General features: G+C 71.9%; 19 protein-coding genes. 8 read left to right on the top strand and 11 right to left on the bottom strand.

Translation table 11 applies throughout. From position 1 onward, the window contains the following. Positions 1-82 precede the first annotated feature (82 nt). The 8 genes from ABD875_RS20345 to uraD are packed head-to-tail and all read right to left on the bottom strand — an operon-like array spanning position 83 to position 6,716. Positions 83-562 carry a nucleoside deaminase gene (locus ABD875_RS20345; RefSeq protein WP_345181684.1) on the bottom strand — a complete coding sequence of 160 codons (480 nt, stop codon included), beginning with the start codon at positions 560-562 and terminating at the stop codon, positions 83-85. Continuing rightward, complete coding sequence (locus ABD875_RS20340) at positions 559-1,368, bottom strand: MurR/RpiR family transcriptional regulator (protein ID WP_345181683.1); 810 nt, start codon at positions 1,366-1,368, stop codon at positions 559-561. The genes ABD875_RS20345 and ABD875_RS20340 overlap by 4 nt, the downstream gene beginning before the upstream one ends. Next, on the bottom strand, positions 1,365-2,603 hold the full coding sequence (locus tag ABD875_RS20335; RefSeq protein ID WP_345181681.1) for an allantoate amidohydrolase: 1,239 nt from the start codon (positions 2,601-2,603) through the stop codon (positions 1,365-1,367). Before ABD875_RS20335 ends, ABD875_RS20340 begins: the two co-directional genes overlap by 4 nt. Next, positions 2,600-3,787, bottom strand: coding sequence for a pyridoxal-phosphate-dependent aminotransferase family protein (locus ABD875_RS20330; RefSeq protein WP_345181679.1), 1,188 nt, complete (start codon positions 3,785-3,787; stop codon positions 2,600-2,602). Before ABD875_RS20330 ends, ABD875_RS20335 begins: the two co-directional genes overlap by 4 nt. Further along, on the bottom strand, positions 3,784-5,094 hold the full coding sequence (allB, locus tag ABD875_RS20325; RefSeq protein WP_345181677.1) for an allantoinase AllB: 1,311 nt from the start codon (positions 5,092-5,094) through the stop codon (positions 3,784-3,786). The genes ABD875_RS20330 and allB overlap by 4 nt, the downstream gene beginning before the upstream one ends. Then, positions 5,091-5,936 (bottom strand): factor-independent urate hydroxylase, encoded by an 846-nt coding sequence (gene pucL / locus ABD875_RS20320; RefSeq protein ID WP_345181675.1) that lies wholly within the window; start codon positions 5,934-5,936, stop codon positions 5,091-5,093. Before pucL ends, allB begins: the two co-directional genes overlap by 4 nt. Position 5,937: 1 nt before the next feature. After that, on the bottom strand, positions 5,938-6,228 hold the full coding sequence (locus ABD875_RS20315) for a hydroxyisourate hydrolase (RefSeq protein ID WP_345181673.1): 291 nt from the start codon (positions 6,226-6,228) through the stop codon (positions 5,938-5,940). Continuing rightward, positions 6,225-6,716, bottom strand: a complete 492-nt coding sequence (uraD, locus tag ABD875_RS20310; protein ID WP_345181672.1) for a 2-oxo-4-hydroxy-4-carboxy-5-ureidoimidazoline decarboxylase — start codon at positions 6,714-6,716, stop codon at positions 6,225-6,227. Before uraD ends, ABD875_RS20315 begins: the two co-directional genes overlap by 4 nt. A 146-nt stretch (positions 6,717-6,862) precedes the next feature. Between uraD and ABD875_RS20305 the strand changes: the two genes are divergently transcribed. Further along, positions 6,863-7,330 carry a hypothetical protein gene (locus ABD875_RS20305; RefSeq protein WP_345181671.1) on the top strand — a complete coding sequence of 156 codons (468 nt, stop codon included), beginning with the start codon at positions 6,863-6,865 and terminating at the stop codon, positions 7,328-7,330. Here ABD875_RS20305 and ABD875_RS20300 read toward each other — a convergent pair. After that, positions 7,327-7,680, bottom strand: coding sequence for a YidH family protein (locus ABD875_RS20300; protein WP_345181669.1), 354 nt, complete (start codon positions 7,678-7,680; stop codon positions 7,327-7,329). The two genes, ABD875_RS20305 and ABD875_RS20300, sit on opposite strands and share 4 nt — an antisense overlap. Before the next feature lie 22 nt (positions 7,681-7,702). On the opposite strand from ABD875_RS20300, the gene ABD875_RS20295 reads away from it, so the two are divergent. Continuing rightward, positions 7,703-8,515 carry a thioesterase family protein gene (locus ABD875_RS20295; protein WP_345181667.1) on the top strand — a complete coding sequence of 271 codons (813 nt, stop codon included), beginning with the start codon at positions 7,703-7,705 and terminating at the stop codon, positions 8,513-8,515. 6 nt (positions 8,516-8,521) lie between these two features. Here the strand turns inward: ABD875_RS20295 and ABD875_RS20290 are convergent, their stop codons facing one another. Further along, the gene (locus ABD875_RS20290; RefSeq protein ID WP_345181666.1) at positions 8,522-10,129 is read right to left on the bottom strand and encodes a hypothetical protein; all 1,608 of its coding nucleotides are present in this window, start codon (positions 10,127-10,129) and stop codon (positions 8,522-8,524) included. A 229-nt stretch (positions 10,130-10,358) separates the two neighbouring features. On the opposite strand from ABD875_RS20290, the gene ABD875_RS20285 reads away from it, so the two are divergent. Then, on the top strand, positions 10,359-12,965 hold the full coding sequence (locus ABD875_RS20285; RefSeq protein ID WP_345181664.1) for a beta strand repeat-containing protein: 2,607 nt from the start codon (positions 10,359-10,361) through the stop codon (positions 12,963-12,965). A gap of 275 nt (positions 12,966-13,240) precedes the next feature. Here the strand turns inward: ABD875_RS20285 and ABD875_RS20280 are convergent, their stop codons facing one another. Beyond that, positions 13,241-14,098: a hypothetical protein gene (locus ABD875_RS20280; protein ID WP_345181662.1), complete on the bottom strand. Its 858-nt coding sequence runs from the start codon at positions 14,096-14,098 to the stop codon at positions 13,241-13,243. Between the two features lie 22 nt (positions 14,099-14,120). On the opposite strand from ABD875_RS20280, the gene ABD875_RS20275 reads away from it, so the two are divergent. Genes ABD875_RS20275 through ABD875_RS20255 form a run of 5 tightly spaced genes read left to right on the top strand, consistent with a single transcriptional unit; the run spans position 14,121 to position 17,786 of the window. Beyond that, positions 14,121-14,498: a (deoxy)nucleoside triphosphate pyrophosphohydrolase gene (locus tag ABD875_RS20275; RefSeq protein WP_345181661.1), complete on the top strand. Its 378-nt coding sequence runs from the start codon at positions 14,121-14,123 to the stop codon at positions 14,496-14,498. A 4-nt stretch (positions 14,499-14,502) separates the two neighbouring features. Then, complete coding sequence (locus ABD875_RS20270) at positions 14,503-14,781, top strand: SPOR domain-containing protein (RefSeq protein ID WP_345181659.1); 279 nt, start codon at positions 14,503-14,505, stop codon at positions 14,779-14,781. A gap of 36 nt (positions 14,782-14,817) precedes the next feature. After that, positions 14,818-15,726, top strand: coding sequence for an N-acetyl-1-D-myo-inositol-2-amino-2-deoxy-alpha-D-glucopyranoside deacetylase (gene mshB / locus ABD875_RS20265; RefSeq protein WP_345181658.1), 909 nt, complete (start codon positions 14,818-14,820; stop codon positions 15,724-15,726). Further along, positions 15,727-16,053 (top strand): hypothetical protein, encoded by a 327-nt coding sequence (locus ABD875_RS20260; protein ID WP_345181656.1) that lies wholly within the window; start codon positions 15,727-15,729, stop codon positions 16,051-16,053. Next, positions 16,050-17,786 (top strand): VanW family protein, encoded by a 1,737-nt coding sequence (locus ABD875_RS20255; protein WP_345181653.1) that lies wholly within the window; start codon positions 16,050-16,052, stop codon positions 17,784-17,786. Before ABD875_RS20260 ends, ABD875_RS20255 begins: the two co-directional genes overlap by 4 nt. Positions 17,787-17,919 lie beyond the last annotated feature (133 nt).

Genomic DNA, 17,919 nt, shown 5'->3' with positions numbered 1-17,919 from the left:
AATGCCGAGCCACACCGCGTCCGTCCGTGGACGCGTCCCACCTACCACGAGGTATCGGTCGATCCGGGCCTCGACTTGAGGGTCAGTACTCGACGCGGTCCGGCTTCGCCAGCCAGGCCGCGAACGGCGCGAAGGATCCGTCGCGCTCGCCCTGGTGCACCGGCATCGGCCAGAGCTCGCGGTCGCGGTCCATCAGCTCGTAGAACTCGTGGTCGTCGAAGCCGCCACGGGCCGCGTCGTGCCGGTCGGCGGCGTACACGACCCGGTCGAGCCGGGCCCACAGGCAGGCCGCGACGCACAACGGGCACGGCTCGCAGGACGTGTAGAGCACCGACCCGGCGAGCGAGAAGTCGCCGAGCTTCGCGCACGCCTCCCGGATCGCCACCACCTCGGCGTGCGCGGTCGGGTCGAGGTCGCGCGTGACGCGGTTCGTCCCGACGGAGACCAGCTCGTCGCCGCGGACGATCAGCGCCGCGAACGGGCCGCCGTCCTCGGCGACGTTGTCGACGGCCAGCGACACGGCCTTCTCCAGCCATGCCCTGTCGTGCGCCTGGTCGGTCACTTCTCCACCTCCGAGAGTCGGGTGTACGCCGCGGTGATCCCCGAGGCTCGGTCCCGGGCGGACCGCCCGGACGCGGACAGCACGCCGTCCGCGAGCACGCTCGCCACGCTCATGGCTGCTGCATAGCTGTCGAACGCGAGCGTGCTCGACACCGGGCACTCGATCCAGTGCGCGGCCCGCGCCGCGTGCTGGCGGGCGGTCCCGTCGGCGAGCAGCACCACCGTGGCGCCGGTGCTCGCGGCCTCGGCGAGGAAGTCGCCGAAGCCGGCCGGCCGACGCCGGAAGCCCACCGCGAGCACGGCGTCACCGGCCTCGAGGTCCGCGAGCTCCTCGCCGACGACCTGCCCCGGCAGCGGCGCGAGGCGCACGTCGCCGCGTGCGTGCGTGAGCTGCTGGCGCAGGTGCAGCGCGACGGGATGGCTGTTGCGCCAGCCGACCACGAGCACCCGCCGGGCTGCCGCCAGCAGCGCGACGACCTCGGGGATCGCCGGGCTGTCCAGCGCGGTGCGCACCGCGTCGGTCTCGTGCGCGAGGTGTGCGGCGAGGCTGGGCGTGCCGTCCACGCGGCGCGGCTCGCCGGCCGAGCGCAGCTCGCGCAGGTGCTCGCGCACCTCGTCGAAGTCGGTGAACCCGAGGTGCCGGAACAGCCGGCTCATCGTCGCCTTCGACACCCCGGCCAGCTCGGCGAGCTCCGCGGAGCGGTACGTCGCCAGCTCGTCCAGGTGCTCCAGCAGGGTCTGGGCCGCCCGCTGCTCCTGCGGCGACAGGGCGGCGTACCGCTCGGTGATGCGCTCGTCGATCCTCATCGCGCCTCCACCGCCGCGGCGACCCGCAGGACCGCGGCCTCGAACGCGTCCAGCGCCGCGGCCACGTCGTACTCGCGCACGTCCTCGTCGGGGTGGTGGCTGATGCCGTCGTGGCAGCGGACGAACAGCATGCCGACGTCGGTGGTGAGGCCGATCGCCATCGCGTCGTGCCCGGCCCGGCTCCACAGGCCCATCGGGTCCTCGTCGCCGGTGCTGCGGATGCCGTCGCAGACCGCCTCCTGCAGCCACGGCGCGCAGGGGACCGCGGGTGCGGTGTGGTGCTCGACGACCTCGAGCCGCAGCCCGCGCGCCGCGCACAGCGTCTCGATCTCGCCACGCATGGCGTCCCACATCGCGTCCCGCTCGGCGTCGGTCGCGGCCCGCAGGTCGAGGCTGAGGTCCGCGCGGCCGGGGATCACGTTCACCGCGCCGGGTTGCACCTCGATCCGGCCGACGGTCGCGATGCAGCCGTGGTCTCCCGTCGCGCGCGCCATCCGCTCGATCGTCGTGATCGCCTCGCTGGCGCCGACCAGCGCGTCGCGCCGCCGGGGGTACGGCGTCCCGCCGGCGTGGCGCGCCTCGCCGATGATCGAGAGCCGGAACCGCCGGGCGCCGGCGATCGTGGTGACGTAGCCGAGCGAGCGGTCCGCGGCCTCGAGGAACGGCCCCTGCTCGATGTGCGCCTCGAGGTAGCCGACCAGCTCCTCGGGCGCGCGGGCGGCCTCGCCCACGCGGCGCGGGTCGAGCCCGAACTTCGTGAACGCCTGGTGCAGCGTGACGCCGTCGCGGTCGCGCAGGTCCCACCACTCCTCGCGCCAGTGCCCGGCCACCGCCGCGCTCCCGAGCAGCGCGGTGCCGAAGCGGGTGCCCTCCTCGTCGCTGAACCCGATCACCTCCAGCGCGAACGGCAGGTCGGCGTCCCGCAGCCGCTCGGCGACCGCGATCGCGAGCACCACGCCGAGCATCCCGTCGTACGACCCGGCGTCCGGCACGGTGTCGAGGTGGGAGCCCAGCAGCAGCGCGGGAAGCCCGGGGGTCCGGCCCTCGCGGCGGCCGCACTGGTTGCCGGCGGCGTCCTGCCAGCTGCGCAGCCCGGCCTGCTCCATCCACGTCGCCGCCAGGGCGTTGGCGGCGGCGTGCTCGGCCGACAGGTGGACCCGCTCGAGCCGCGGCGGGTCGGACGTGATCCGGTCCAGCAGCACGCAGCGGTCGAGGACCTCGCGGGCGGTCGTCATGCGTAGACCTCCTGGGCCGCCGCGACGCCGCCGCCGCGACCGAGCACCTTCTCGAGCGCGTCGAGCGTCGTCAGCACGGCCTCGGAGCGGGCGTTGTAGCCCATGGTCCCGATCCTCCAGACCCGGCCGTGCAGCGGACCGAACGACGTCCCGATCTCGATCCCGAAGTCGTCGAGCAGCTCCGCGCGGACCCGGTCGCCGTCCACGCCGTCGGGGATCTCGACCGCGACCACGTTGTGCATCTTGTGCTCGACGTCCCCGAACACCTCGAGCCCGAGACCGCGCACCCCGGCGAGCATCGCCCGGCCGTGCAGCTCGTGGCGCGCGATCGCGGTGTCGAGGCCCTCCTCGACGAGGAGCCGCGCGCACTCGTGCGCGCCGTACAGCATGGTGGTCGCCTCGGTGTGGTGGTTGAGCCGCCGCGGTCCCCAGTAGTCCATGACCTGCGCGAGGTCGAAGTAGTTGCTGGCGATCCGGGTGCCGACGTCGGTGTCGGAGTCGTCGCGGATCCCGGCCTCCACGTGCTTGCGGGCGTTGATCAGGTCCGCCGCCCGTGGGGAGATCGTGATCGGCGCGCTTCCCGACGGGCCGCCCAGGCACTTCTGCAGCCCGGCGGTCGCGATGTCGAGGCCCCACGCGTCGGTCTCGAACTCGTTGCCGCCGATCGACGCCGTCGCGTCGCAGTAGAGCAGCACGTCGTGCCGCCGGCAGATCTCGCCGATGTCCGCCAGCGGCTGGCACATCGTGGTGCTGGTGTCGCCCTGGACGATCGCCAGCACCTTCGGGCGTACGTCGCGGACCGCGGCCTCGACGGCGTCGGGCTCGAACACCTCGCCCCACGGCACCTCGATCGTGTGCACCTCGGCCCGGCAGCGCTCGGAGATCTCGGCGAGCAGGTGGCCGAACCGGCCGAACACCGGCACCAGCACCCGGTCGCCCGGCTCGATCAGCGACACCAGCGCGGCCTCGATCCCGGCGCGCGACGTGCCGTCGACGAGGAACGTCTGCTCGTTCGCGGTACGGAAGACCTGGCGGTAGAGCGCCATCGTGTCGTTCATGGCAGCGGTCATCCACGGGTCGAACTGCCCGACGAGCTGCTTCGACATCGCCTGCAGCACGCGCGGGTCGGCGGTGATCGGGCCTGGCCCCATCAGCAGGCGGCGCGGCGGGTCGAGCGCGGTCATGCGGTCCTCCTCAGCTGCTGGCCCCAGCCGGTCGCTCCGGCTCGGCCGCGGACCAGGGTGTCGACGACGCGGCCGACGTAGCGCTGGCCGTCGTACGCCGAGATCGGGTTGCGGTGCGCGAGCTCGCGCGCGTCGACGACGAGCTCGGCGGCCTCGTCGTACACCACCAGGTCGGCGTCGGCGCCGGCCTCGATCCGTCCCTTGCGCGTCAGCCCGACGAGGTCGGCCGTGCCGCGCGACATCCAGTGGCTGACCTGCTCCAGGCCGATCCCGCGCGTCCGCGCCTCGTGCGTGACGGCGGTGAAGCCGACCTGCAGCCCGGCGACGCCGCCCCACGCCTGCTGGAGGTCGCCGTCGCCACGGGACTTCTCGGCCTCGGTGGCGGGGGAGTGGTCGCTGACCACGACGTCGACGATCCCGTCGACCAGCCCCTGCCACAGGGCATCACGGTTGCCGCGGTCGCGGATCGGCGGGCAGCACTTGTACGCCGGCGCCGCGTCCGGGATCGACTCGGCGGCGAAGCACAGGTAGTGCGGGCAGGTCTCGACGGTGACCGGCAGCCCCTCGGCCCTGGCCTCGGCGAGCTGGTCGAGCGCGCGGGCGCTCGACAGGTGCAAGACGTGCACGCGGGCGCCGGTCTCGCGGGCGCCGTCGAGCAGCAGCCCGATCGCCTCGGTCTCCGCGCGATCGGGCCGGGAGAGCAGGAAGTCCTGGTAGGCCCGGCTCGGGGGCGCCGGTGCGGCGGCGAGCACCGCGGCGTCCTCGGCGTGCACGATCATCAGCGCGCCGAGGCGCTCCACCTCCGCGAGCGCGTCGCGGAGCTCGGGCGGAGACAGGTGCGGGAACTCGTCGACCCCCGACGGCGACAGGAAGCACTTGAAGCCGAACACCCCCGCGTCCCACAAGGGCTCGAGATCCGCGACGTTGCCGGGCACCGCGCCGCCCCAGAACCCGACGTCCACCGCCAACTCGCCGGACGCCGCTTCCTGCTTGGCCCGTAGCCCCTCCAGCGTCGTCGTCGGCGGGACGGAGTTCAGCGGCATGTCCACGATCGTCGTGACGCCGCCGGCCGCCGCAGCGAGGGTCGCGGTCACGAAGCCCTCCCACTCGGTGCGGCCGGGCTCGTTGACGTGCACGTGCGTGTCGACCACCCCGGGCAGGACGCAGGGCACGTCGAGCACGGTGCCCGCCACCTCGCCGTCGTACGGCGCGACCGCGTCGATCCGGCCGTCCCGGATGACCACCGTCGCCGGCACGAACGCGTCGGCCACCAGCACCCGCCGGCTCCTGAGGGCATCCACCGTCATTCAGGCTCCCGGCGGACCGTCGCCTGGATGAGCCCGTACGGCCGGTCGGCGGCGTAGAACACCTCGCCGGGGTTGTCGAGCTCGAACGGCGCGAGGTCGACGAGGAAGTGGTGCTTGTTGGGGCAGGACAGGCTGATCTCGGTGACCGCGTCGTACCGCTCGAGCACGGCCTTGCCCATCTCGAAGATCGTCTGCTGCAGCGCCAGCGAGTGGTGGTCGGCGAACGTCGCGAGCAGGGTGTCGCGGACACCGGCGTACGTCGCGTCGTAGTCGATCCACGAGGCGGCGTACCGCCACGTCGCGGTGATGCTCGTCGCGAGGATCCGGTCGGTGGTCTCGGCGAGCGTCGTGTAGTGGTCGCGCGGGAAGCCGTGGAACTCCGAGTCGGTGGTCTTGAGGACCGTGCAGTCCTTGAGCCCTGCGACCACGACCTCCTCGTCGCCGTCGACCTCGACCGTCGCGGTGCGGGTCTCACGGCCGCTGCGGACGAAGGAGTGGTCCCCGTCCTCGATGCGCTCCCAGGCGTACTGCTCGGCGCTGAACGTCCCGCCGGTCACCTGGTCGAAGCCGTCGACGAAATGGTGGGCGAGGGTGAGGAGGAACGTCTCGGGCGCGCCGACGCCGTGCTCGCGCGCGAACGCGTAGACGGTGTTCTTCTGGGTGTCGGTCGCGACCACCTGGCTGTTGTCGCCCTGCGTGTGGCAGGCCTCGAAGTCACCGCGCAGCTGCGTCGTGACGTTGAGGTCGCTGATGGTGTGCCGGTCGGCGGACCTGTCGACCCGGACCAGGCGGACCTCGGCCTTGCCGTACTGGTTGGCGCCGAGCACGATCCGTCCGGCCATGTCAGCTCCCCAGGTAGGTCGAGTAGGAGTACGGGCTCAGCAGCAACGGCACGTGGACGTGCGGGCGGTCAGCCGGGACCGAGAAGGTGACCGTGACCTCCGGGTAGAACGCGGAGCGGGCGCCGGTGTCGAACGTCAACCGGTGCGTCCCAGGGCCGAGGTCGACGTCGAAGCGGCACCGTCCGTCGGCGTCGGTGCGGCCCTCCGCAGCGCCTCCGTCGAGGACCACCGCGATGTCGGCGGCCGGTGCCCCCGCTGCCGTGTCGAGCACGTGCGTCGAGAGCGTCGTCACGCGAACAGTCCCTTCAGCCGCAGCACGGCGATCTCGCGGAGCTGCCCGGCGGTGACGCCGAGCTCGGTCTCCGGGTCGTTCTCGAGGCGCTCCTCGAGGAGCGCGAGGATCTCGTCGGCGTCGCGACCGGCCGCGCGCACGAGGAAGATCCGGTCGAAGCGTTCTTCGTACGCCGCGTTGCCCGCCGTCAGCCGCGCCTGCACGTCGGCGTCGCGGCTGACCCCACCCTGCTCGCGACCCGACATCGCCGCGCTGGTGCCACTCCCGGTGTGTCGCTCGCCGATCCGCGGGTGGTCGGCCAGCGCGGCCTCGACCTCCGCTCCGCTCCACGTGCGGGCGTGGGCGTCGGCGAGGATCAGCAGCGCGCCGACGTCGGAGTAGGGCCGCCCGGCGACCAGGGCGTCGACCCACGAGTCGATGTCCGCGCACGGGCGCACGGCCGCGGCCGCGTCCTCTGGCGTCATCGCGTTGAACTCGTCGAGCAGCACGTCGCGTCCTCCGGCGTCCGGCGAAACAATCGTTTCACCGGACGCTACTGGTTTCACGGTGGTTGAGGAAGGCGCTCTCGCGCTTGTCTCGAAACCCCGCCGGCGCCGATGTGCACCGTTTGTGCGGCTCTGTTTGACTGCAGGCCATGTTCTCGACCCGACGCACTCTGGCCGTGACCGCACTCTGCGCCGCAACGCTGCTGACCGGCTGCAGCGGCAGCGACGGTAGTGACGGCGGCGACGCTGGCGACAGCAGCGCCTCCGCGAGCGAGACGCCGGCGTACGAGGCGCCCTGCACGGCCACGGTGGAGATCACCGGCAAGGCCGAGAAGTCGTGGGAGGGCGGAGCCGACCTGACCGAGGGCGGCGGCGGGGTGACGTACTCGACGGCCGACGGCGACGCGAACGTGCTGGTCAGCTCCGGGGTCAAGAAGCAGCCTGGGTCGGTGACGGTGGCCGTCGCCGGCGACATCTTCCAGTCGAAGCCGAACGCCAAGGGCATCAACGCCGACCCCGACGGCAGCGGGGCCGAGGTGGACACGGACGTGACCGGGACGATCAAGAACAAGCCGGTCACGCTCCAGGTGGTGGCCACCTTCACCTGCGAGGACTAGAGGAACGCGACCGCCAGCAGCGCCGCGCCGATCACCACGGCCGCCACCATGAGGTAGCCGAGGGTGAACGCCGGCAGCGGTTGCCCGGTCCGCATCGCCCGCTCGACCCGCGCCCAGCGGGCCAGGGCGAGCGCCGTGGTCAGCCCGCCGAACAGGACCAGGGTCACCGCGAGCGTGGACCGGAGCCAATCGGTCTCCGGCACGCCGATCGCGTGGAGGGCGATCCCGCCGGCGACCAGCGCCAGCGCGGTGCGCACCCACGCGAGGAACGTCCGCTCGTTGGCCAGGGAGTAGCGCGGATCGGGCTCGTCGCCCGCGTCGTAGACCCACCGCGGGTGCCGGTCTGTCACACGGCAACTCTAGAGTCGCGCCGTGACCTTCGAGTTCGATCGCCAGATCGCGGTGTCCCGCGAGTCCAAGCACGCCTACACCGCCGACCTGTACCCCGGCTGGGTGGTCGGCGGCGGACTGAACGGCGGCTACCTGCTCTCCGTGCTCGGCAACGCGATCAAGCGGACGTTCCCCGACAAGCCGGACCCGGTCGCGCTCTCGGCGTACTACCTGTCCGCGTCGAAGCCGGGCCAGGCGCGGATCGAGATCGAGCCGCTGCGCGACGGTGGAACCATCTCCACGGTGTCGGCGTCGCTGACGCAGGACGGCGTCGCGCGGATCACCGCCCTCGCGTCGTACGGCGACCTCGACAAGCTGGGTGACGACGTGGGCACCACCGCCGAGCCGCCGAGCATCCCGCCGGTCGACGAGTGCGTGCCGAACACGTTCGCGCCGCCGGAGCTGCTCAAGATCGCACCGCTGATGCAGCGCTTCGACATGCGCTTCCACCCGCAGCACGTCGGGTGGGCGGTGGGGTCGCCGAGCGGGCGCGGTGAGCTGTGCGCGTGGTTCAAGCTCGCCGACGGCCGCGAGCCGGACCCGATCTCGCTGCTGACGGTCGTCGACGCCCTGCCGCCGGTGACGTTCGACCTCGGGGTGATCGGCTGGGCCCCGACGATCGAGCTGACCGCGCACGTCCGTGCGAAGCCGGCGCCCGGATGGCTCACGGTCCGGCACGCGACCCGCAACCTGGCCGGGGGCATGTTCGAGGAGGACTGCGAGGTGTGGGACTCCGCGGGCCGGCTGGTCGCGCAGAGCCGGCAGCTCGCGCGCCAGCCCCGCGGGATGAGGTAGCGCGGGTCAGCGAGCGACGTCGGCGTCGTGGATGGCCGGCCCCTGGGTCAGCCACCACTTCGCGGCGCGCTGGGTCTCGGGGTCGGGGTGGTCGGCGAGCTCGCCCAGCTCGGGCGCTCCGGCCATCCCGAGCGCGAACAGGGTCGCGTGCCGCTCCAGGCTGCGCCGCTCGTCGTACCCGGCCGTGATCGCGCGGTTCTGTTCCGAGGTCATCGCGCCCCCGAGGCCGGCGTTGACCAGCGCCCGGGCGCGGATCGTGGGCCGCTCCTCCTTGGCCGCGAGCTCGACGACGCGGTCGCGCCGGCCACCGTCGCCGAGACGCATCAGCACCGTCCAGGCCCGCGCAGCCATCAGGTCGTTGGTGTCGGCGGCGAGGTCCAGGAGCAGCCGGGCTGCGGCCGGGGCGTACGGCGACGCGGCGATCAGCAGGGCGGCGTGGTGGCGCCGGGGCTTGTGCGAGTGCAGCAGTGCCTCGCGCAGCAACCGGCGCAGCATCAGGTCCGGGTCCTGCGCCTGGTGGGTGGGGGTGGCGGCCTGGATCGACGGAGCGAGCTCGGCGACCACCGACGCGGCGCGGGCGGACGGGACCAGCTCGTCACCCTGGCGGGCCTGCTCGACGAGCCCGTGCGCGCGGCGGGTCCGCAGGCCACCCGTGACCTGCTGCCAGGAGGAGGCGGGGAGCCGGACCGCGAGGTCGAAGGAGTCCAGGCGACCGTCGAGCGACTCGCCACGGCGCAGCGCGCCGAGCACGTGGGACTCCAGCCGGGGGAGCGCGGCGTCGTCGAAGTGGCCGCGGGCCAGCTTCACCGCGGCGACCGACGACGCCGCGCGACGCAGGTAGATGTTGTCGGTGTCCGCTGCCAGCATCCGCAGGGTGAGCGCGGCGGCCGCGGGGTCGGGCACCTCGCTGAGCAGGTTCAGGACCGGCGCCACGACCTGGGCGTCGGGGTGGGTCACGAAGCGGCCGATCGCCATGATCAGGTGCCGGCGCGCGTTGGTGTGCCGGATGAACGCCGCCGCGGCCTCGTAGCGGCGTACGTAGCCGGCGCCGACCGCGGACCCGAGCTCGGTGACCAGCTCGTGGCACAGCGCGGTCCAGTCCTGCTCGCGCAGGAACACCCGGTCGAACCGGCTGAGGTGGTCGGCGAGACGCAGCCAGTCCGCCCCGGTCGCGTTGCCCGCCTCGGTCAGGTCGATCAGCCGGTTCAGCTCGGCGTCGGACATCTCGGTGTCGCTGAGCGCGTTCTCGCGCGGGGTCGGCCCGGAGCCGAACGAGCGGCGGAGCCCCGCGGCGACCGAGACCAGCGAGCCCGACGACAGGCCGAGCACCTGCTCGTACGTCGCCACCACCCGGCTCGGCAGCGGCTGGAGGCCGGACTCCCAGCGCGACACCCGGGACGCATCGACCGCGACGCCGTTCTCCCGCAGGGCGGCGATGAACCCGTCGCGACGGGCCAGGTCGGGGTCGGGGCCGAGCACCCGGTTCACGCTCAGGAGCCAGGCGATCCGCTGGTCGCAGCCCACCTGGCCGGAGGCGACGGTGTGCGGGTCCTCAGGCAGGCGCTGCGGACGCCCCCGACGCCGGGCTGGCGCGGGCGTGAGCTCTGCTGGCATGATCCCCCGATCGTCGGGCTGCACTGGTCGTGCTCCCCGTCCCATCTGCCTCTTTTATTGCAGTTTTCGATCGACACCGCAAGAACAGCCCCGTGGAGTGCCAGGCATCCCCTAGTCTCTCCCACGGCGCTCGGAGATCCGTGTCCGTGTGTCGACACACGAAGCTCTCGGGCTTCATGTAAGGAGCCGGGAGACATTCCCGCTCATTCACTCCGGAAGGAAACACAGCATGAACAGCAGCGGCATCAAGCGGGGACTGGCGGCTACCGCCGTCTCCGCACTGGCGATCGCGGGCATTCCGCTCCTCGCCTCTTCTGCGTCCGCCGAGCCGGGCGACGAGATCGTCCTCGGTTCGGTTGGCCCGACCCTTAACGGTGGCACCACCGGTGGTGTTGTCGTCCTCAAGACGAAGAACATCTCCGAGGCCCAGGCTGAGGGCGACCCGGGCGCCGCGAACACCGCGGCGTTCCAGTTGAGCAACACCAACCTCAACGGCAGCCCGACCAACGCCAACCAGGCGGTCTCGCTCGTCGGCGTGCCGGTGTGGGTGGAGTCGGGCACTGCCAACGACTCCAACAAGACCGACGGTTACGACGAGGTCACCCTTCGTGTCGCCGTGACGACCTCCGACCCCGGTGCGGCGGCGGCCTACGCGATCTACATGGACGACGCCACTACCGGTGGCGACGACCAGACCGTTCAGGCTTCCGAGGCTCGCGTCCAGGTCTCGCAGACCACCTCGGGTGCACTCGCCTCGGTCGAGATCGCTCCGGCCTCGCAGACTGTCGCCGCGGGCAACACCTCGGGTGACTACACCGTGACGCTGAAGGACTCCGCTGGTCGGACCACGCAGCTCCAGGGCACCCCGGCCGAGACGATCGGCATCTCGACCGACCACGCCTCGATCGACACGAACGACGCGGACGACACGATCTCCGCCGCCGAGGCGCCGCTGGGCACCTTCAAGTTCAAGGCGACCACGACGGGTGCGACCCCGACCGGCGCTCACACGATCACCCTGGACCCGTCGCGCGCCGGCGTTCCCAACGCCACCGCGAGCCTGACGGTTGGCGCGGCTGCCTCCCTGACCGACGCGATGGTCGACATCGTCACCGCCGCGGACTCGTGGAACGGCTTCGGCAACAACCCGGACGTCGACGGCGACAACACCCAGACCCTGGTCCGCGTGGACCAGGGCAGCATCAAGATCGACATCAAGGGCGGCGCGGGCAACGCCGGCGCCACCGTCACGCTGAACCTCGACGGCCACGCGGGCCCCAACCAGATCACCTTCGGTGGTCAGGCGACGTCCACGGTCTCCACCGTTCTGGACGCCCAGGGCAACGGCTCGATCACGATCACCCCGGACACTGGCACGGTCCAGGAGAACGAGGAGATCGCGGTCTCGGGTAGCGGCTTCACGGAGGACCTGGTCTTCCAGCGCGCCGCCGGTTCCGCCGTCGTCATCGGGCAGGACATCTACTTCTCGGCGCTCAAGGCCACCACCACGGTGACCGGCACGGTCGTGGACCAGTTCGGCAACCCGATCACCACCGGCTTCGTCTCGGCCTTCCGTGACGCGGTTGCTCCGAACGCGGAGACGCCTCCGGGTCAGATCAAGCCGGTCGGCGCCGACGGCACGGTGTCCTTCGACTTCACCGACACCAACGCGGCCGTCGGTCAGTCGGACACCGTGACCCTCGCGTGGGTTCCGGACCAGTTCACCCCGATCGGTCAGGCCAAGACCGACACGGCCACGATCAAGTACACGGCCACGGGCCAGGGTGCTGACTTCAACACCTTCCTGGACACCAAGAACACCGGTGTTCCGACCTACAAGGCGTCCGACGTCACCGTCGCTCCGCTCGCTTCGGACGGCGTGGCAGACACCGACGCCACCGAGTTCGTCGCCATCGAGCTCCTGGACGGCGAGGCGGGCCAGGCTGTCACCCTGTCGGTCGACAACGGTGCGCTGATCGTCGACGCCACCGCCGGTGGCGACACTGTCGCGGAGGGCAAGTCGAGCGTCACCGTCAACACCGACGGTGGTGGCGACATCCTTACGGCGGAGGGCCTGCGGATCATCGGCACCAAGTCCGGTGTGACCACGCTGACCATCACCTCGGCCAACCGCACCGAGACGGCGCAGTTCACCGTCTCCGCGCAGACCGACACCACCACGGCCCGCAACGTCGCGGTCGAGGGCGAGGACACGGTCGAGTCCGGCACCACGCAGGTTCCGTTCACCGTCACGGTCACCGACGCCTTCGGCAACGGTGTTCCGAACGTCGCGGTCTCGTCGCTCAACATCCAGGTGACCGGCCCCGGCCAGTTCCAGGACAGCAGCGGCGTCACCAACGCCGCCGGTGAGCTCACCGTCAACGTCCGTGCGGACGCTGACGCCGAGGGCGAGGTCGGGATCACGGTCACCGGTCTGCCGAACGCTGTGACCAACCAGTTCGGTGCGGGCGCCAACCAGCTCGACTCGGCTGCTGCTGCCAACTCGGCTCCGGGCTTCACCGTCTCGGCCAACCAGGCGTCGGCCACCACCGTGATCGAGGCTGCCGAGCCCGAGCCGGTCGACCCGAAGCTCGTGGTGTCGGGCAAGGGTGGCAAGACCGACAAGGTCAAGGCCAACGCCATCGCTGACGCCGCCGGCGCCAAGGCCACCCTCTGGGTGGGCGGTGTCAAGAAGAAGACCGGCACGCTCAACGAGTCGGGCAACTTCACGTTCTCCATCAAGGACAAGAACGGCAAGAAGGCGACCAAGTACGTCGTCAAGATCTCGGCGACCGACCTGACCACTGCGGACAAGGCCAGCGCGAAGATCAAGTGACGATCTGATCGTCCAACGGGCGGGTTCCGGGACAGCTGAGTGACTGTCCCGGAACCAGCCTCGCAGGGGGCGCTGCTCCCGCAACCCCCGAGCAACAACTGAAGCAACAAGTCGGGACACACAGACGCGGTCCGGGCCATTCTCTGTTTGCCGCTGCGCGAGAATGGTCCGGACCGCCTGTCTCACCCTAGGGCAAACGGTCTCGAACACTCGGTAAGCAAGCGCCACCTCGGTGGCGCTTCTTGCATGTCTGGACCAGCCAGGATCAGCCAGGATCAGCCGAACCGGCGGCGCCTGACGGAGACGACCCAGCGCCGCCCCGGGTGCTCGGTGACCGTCCACAGCCGGTCGGACGCCGGGTCGTAGGCCAGGTCCTCGGGACCCACCGGCACCGCGTTGCGGTGCTCGCGCAGGCCGCCCTCCGGACCGCTCCACACGGTCCCGAGACGCCGGGTGCCGTTGGAGGCGGTGACGTACCACCGCCCGTCCACGTGGGCGACGCCCTGCGCGCGACGTACCCCGGCCTCGTGCACGGCGATCGGGCCGTCGGGGAGCCCGCGCCCCAGCCGCTTCGTGGCGGTCGCGTTGTCGTACTCCCCGAACACCAGCGCCTCACCGTCGAGACCGACGAACGAGAACCGGAACGGCTCCGACGGCGCGAGCCGGTGCCGCACCGGGAGCACGTAGCCGTTCGCGGTGCGCACGACGTCGCCGGTGTCGCACACCCACAGCCCGGCCCTCGTGGCGGCGACGTACAGCGTCGTGCCCCGCCAGGCCAGACCGCCGGCGTGCACCCGCAGCGGCTCGTAGCCGTCGGCCGTGGGGCGGACGAGCTCGACGTGCCGGTAGCGGCGCGAGCGCAGGTCGAGGACGCTGACCCGGCTGCCGCCCTCCGTGGAGTACCACGACACCAGCACCTGCGCGGGCTCTGCGCCGACCGAGATGCCCTGCGGCCACCAGACCGGGTCCCGCTGGTCAAGGGTCTCCCACGTCCAGGCTCGGTGCGGGGTCCGGCAGGGGGCGACCGTACGACGCAGCCGCCGGTCCAGGTCGTCGAGCACCGCGGCGAGACCCACGCGGCCGGGCAGGGCGTCGACCTGCGTGCCGTGGTCGTCGGTGCGGGTGAGGTGCACGCGGGAACGGTAGCGTCGTGGCGTGCGGAGCGTGGTGGGTGCGGCGATCGTGCGGGACGGCCAGGTGCTCGCCGCGCGGCGGACGTTCCCCGCGCAGGCCGCGGGCCGCTGGGAGTTCCCGGGCGGCAAGGTCGAGCCGGGGGAGAGCCCGGAGCAGGCGCTGGTGCGCGAGGTCGCCGAGGAGCTGGGGTGCGTGGTCGCGGTCCGGCGCTGGCTCCCGGGGCAGGTCGCGATCGGGGAGCGGCACGTCCTGACGGTCGCCGTCGCCGAGCTGGTCACTGGCGAGCCGACGCCGACGGAGCACGACGCCGTGCGCTGGCTCGGGCCGACCGAGCTCGGCAGCGTCGACTGGCTCGAGCCCGACCGCCCCTTCCTCGAGCACCTCGGGCTGGGAGAATGACCCGGTGCGCGGCATCTTCTTCGACGAGGACGACGCCCGGGCCGTGGTCGCCCGGCTGGTCGCCGACGGCTACGACGCCCACACCGAGCGCGAGCGGCTGTCCGGCGAGGACGATGACGAGGACCATCCCTGGGCGGTCCTGACCGACGCTCCCGAGCTGGTCCTCGAGCTGCTCGTCGACGAGTACGACGGCTGGCTCGACCTCGGCGAGGAGCCGGCGCCGCTGCCGCCGCTGGATCTTCCGACCGGGCCGCGGAAGATCAAGCGCCCCCACGACGTTTGAGAGGGAGTGTCTGCCCCTCTCTCTAGGATCGAGACCATGACGTCCGACCAGCGCCTCCTGCTCGTCCACGCCCACCCCGACGACGAGTGCATCGGCAACGGTGCCACCATGGCGAAGTACGTCGCCGAGGGTCGCGGCGTGACCCTCGTGACCTGCACCGCCGGCGAGATGGGCGAGATCCTCGTGCCCGAGCTCGAGCACCTCGCCGCCGACCAGGAGGACCGTCTCGGCGAGCACCGCAAGGGCGAGATCGCCGAGGCCATGAAGGTCCTCGGCGTGACCGACCACCGCTGGCTCGGCGGCTTCGGCACGTTCCGCGACTCCGGCATGAAGTGGCACGAGGACGGCCACGCCGTGGCCGCCGACGAGGTCCACGAGAACGCCTTCTGGAACGCCGACCTCAACGTCGCCGCCGACCACCTCGTCGAGATCATCCGGGAGGTGCGCCCCCAGGTGCTGGCGACGTACGACCCGTTCGGCGGCTACGGCCACCCCGACCACATCCAGGCCCACCGGGTCGCGATGTACGCCGCGCAGCTGGCGGCCGTGCCGTCGTACCGCAAGGACCTCGGTGACCCGTGGGAGATCGCGAAGATCTACTGGAACGCGATGTCGGAGAGCCGGATGCGGGCCGGGCTGCGCGCGCTGCGCGACGCCGGCGACGCGACCAGCTTCGAGGGGATGGACCCCGACGGCCCGCTGCCGCCGTTCGTCACCGCCGACGAGAACCTCTCCGCCGCGATCGACGCGCAGGAGCACGTGGACCAGAAGCTCGACGCGCTGCGCGCCCACCGCACCCAGGTGACCACCGACGGCCCGTTCTTCGCGCTCTCGAACAACGTCGGCAGCACCGCCTGGGGCATCGAGTACTACCGGATCGTCAAGGGCGAGCTCGGCCCGCTGGGCGAGGACGGCCTCGAGACCGACCTGTTCGCCGGACTCTGAGTGAGGAAGGCCCTGGCGGCGGCCGGCCTGCTGCTGGTCGGCGCCGCGACCGCGATCGCCACCGTCGGGCTGCACCAGATCTGGTGGGGCTTCGTGCTGGCGTTCACGGCGACGTTCGTGACGGCGTACGCACTGCCGCCGGGCTGGTGGTCCCGGCTCGCGTTCGTCGCCGGCTGGGCGGCGATGCTCGGCTGGCTGACCGTCCCACGCGACGCGGGGGACTACCTCGTGAGCTCCGACCTGGCCGGCTACTCCCTGCTCGGCCTGGGCGTCGTCCTCGTGGTGTTCGCGGTCGCCACCCTGCCGCGACCTAGGATGCGTTCGTGACCTCGCCCGAGACCTCGCCCACTCCCGAGAAGGCCGGCGCCAAGGTCATCCTCCTCATGCTCGCCGGCCTGGCCCTGCTCTGCCTCGGCGGCTACTTCGCGGCGTACGCCGCCGCCGGTGACAAGACACCGCGCGGCACCACGATCTCCGGGGTCGACGTCGGGGGCCGCTCCGCCGAGGAGGCGGAGGCGGCGCTGGTGGCGGGGCTGGCCGACCGCGTGGAGCGTCCGGTCGCGGTGAGCGTCGACGGCGCCACCAGCGAGGTCGAGCCGAGCGCGGCCGGCCTGTCGGTCGACTACGCCGCCTCGATCGACGAGGCCGGCGCGGAGAAGAGCTGGAGCCCGGGCCGGCTCTGGACCTACTGGACCGGCGGCGACGACCTGGACGCCGTGGTCGTCGTCGACGAGGCCGCGATGGAGGATGCGCTCGCCGGGCTGACCGACGACGTCGGCACCCCGCCCGTCGACGGCGCGGTGTCGTTCGAGGACGGCGAGATCGAGACGACCGAGCCGGTCGCCGGCGAGGCGGTGGACCCGGGGGACGCCCGCGCGGCGATCACCGACGCCTACCTCGCGGAGGACGCCGAGGCGGTCGAGCTGGAGCTCACGCCGGCCGAGCCGGAGATCGACGACACCGACGTGCAGCAGGCGCTCGACGAGTTCGCGAACCCCGCGATGTCCGGCCCGGTCACGCTGGTGTTCGGCGACTCGCCGGTCCAGCTCTTCCCGCGCGAGTTCTCGAACGTGCTCGCCCTGGAGCCCGAGGGTGGCGAGCTCGTGCCCAGCCTCGACGAGAAGCTGCTCACGAAGCTCGTCGACCAGGGGGTCGGCGAGGACGGCGCACCCGTCGACGCGACGGTCGAGCTCGTCGACGGCAAGCCGAAGGTGATCCCCGCGAAGCCCGGCGTCACCTACGACCCCGAGGACGTCAGCGCGACGTTCCTCGAGCTCGTCACCAAGCCCAGCGGCGAGCGTGAGATGAAGGTCGAGGCGACCGTCGCGGAGCCGGACTTCACCACCGCCGACGCCCGCGCGCTGAAGATCAAGGAGCGGGTGTCGACGTTCACGACGTACTACCCCTACGCGGAGTACCGCAACATCAACATCGGCCGGGCCGCCGAGATCATCGACGGCACCGTGCTCAAGCCCGGCGACATCTTCTCGCTCAACGACATCGTCGGTGAGCGCACCCGCGAGAACGGCTTCACCGAGGGCTTCATCATCAGCAACGGCATCTTCAAGGAGGACCTCGGCGGAGGCGTCTCGCAGATGGCGACCACGACGTTCAACGCGATGTTCTTCGCCGGTCTGAAGGACATCGAGCACAAGCCGCACTCGTTCTACATCGACCGCTACCCGGTCGGCCGGGAGGCCACCGTGGCCTGGGGGTCGGTCGACCTGCGGTTCCAGAACGACACGCCGTACGGCGTCCTGGTCCACGCGACCGTCACGCCGAGCACGCCGTCCTCGCAGGGCGTGGTCACGGTGTCGATGTACTCCACGAAGTACTGGGACATCTCGACCACCACCTCGGACCGCTACAACTTCCGGCCGCCGGCGACCCGCACGCTGGACACGCCGGACTGCTACCCGAACACCGGGTACAGCGGGTTCGACGTCGACGTGACCCGCACGTTCCGCAGGCCCGGGTCGGACGAGGTCGTGAAGACCGAGAAGTTCCACACGGCGTACACGCCGTCCGACACCGTCATCTGCAAGCCGCCGAAGGGCTGAGGCCGCAGCGGCGGTGGTTTCGAGGCTCGCTTCGCTCGCACCTCAACCACCGACTCGCCGAGGTGGCGGGGGTGGTGGTTTCGAGGCTCGCTTCGCTCGCACCTCAACCACCGACTCGCCGAGGTGGCGGGGC

The sequence above is a fragment of the Nocardioides caricicola genome (assembly GCF_039541135.1).
GTDB classification, from domain to species: domain Bacteria; phylum Actinomycetota; class Actinomycetes; order Propionibacteriales; family Nocardioidaceae; genus Nocardioides; species Nocardioides caricicola.
The sequence above is the reverse complement of the archived record's forward strand: the minus strand, read 5'-3'. Positions and strand labels throughout refer to the sequence as shown.